The 700-nt window shown below is 59.7% G+C and carries 1 protein-coding gene; it reads right to left on the bottom strand.

Annotated features, from left to right (window positions below; translation table 11 throughout):
• Window positions 1-89: 89 nt before the first annotated feature.
• Window positions 90-700, bottom strand: a 611-nt coding sequence (locus CWO89_RS44920; protein ID WP_245476886.1) for a reverse transcriptase domain-containing protein, incomplete at its 5' end; no start/stop codon positions are given.

Below are 700 nucleotides of genomic sequence, written 5' to 3'. Positions count from 1 at the left end.
AACCCTCAATCAATTGTTCGCGGTAGGGACGCTCATTGCTGAGCGCCCCCCGCACAGATCCGGACGGGCCCAATTAAGGCATCCGGCTCCTACCTTGGGTGTGTGACGGCGAAGCGCTGTTGGGGCCAGGGATGCAGGATACGGGGTTGAGGAAACCAATCATCTGCCAACTTCGTCATACGATCCCAAGTGAAGCCGTCTCGTTGGCTACGCCGCCGAAGCGTTCGTCGCCAGAGGTCGGTCACATAATAGCGGAAGGCTGAAAGCGCTCGTCCGTTTGCAGGAACCGCATAGTAGGCGAAGTGGCCGGTGATGACCTGTCTCAGCCATTTACCCTGGACGGGGATCGGTTGGTGCATTCGACGCCGCAGCTCTCCCTTGATGTCCTGAGGCTTCGTCCGCAGACGGTCGCGACGGGTCTTCCTTTGGAGCAGGAAGCTCCCCCGACGTGACTTACCGTAGATGTGGGTGAAGCCCAGAAACATGAACGTCTCCGGTTTGCCGAGCCCGCGTGCCTTGCGATTGGCCGCCGCATAGCGACCGAACTCAATCAGGCGGGTCTTGTCCGAATGGAGCGTCAGCGCGAATGCCTCAAACCGTTCACGCATCGCATCAAGGAAACGGCGAGCGTCGTCCTCATGCTCGAAGCCGGCCACCAGATCATCGGCGTAGCGCACGATAATCATATCGCCGTGAGCCT

Source organism: Bradyrhizobium sp. Leo170 (assembly GCF_004296405.1).
Taxonomy (GTDB): domain Bacteria; phylum Pseudomonadota; class Alphaproteobacteria; order Rhizobiales; family Xanthobacteraceae; genus Bradyrhizobium.
The sequence above is the reverse complement of the archived record's forward strand: the minus strand, read 5'-3'. Positions and strand labels throughout refer to the sequence as shown.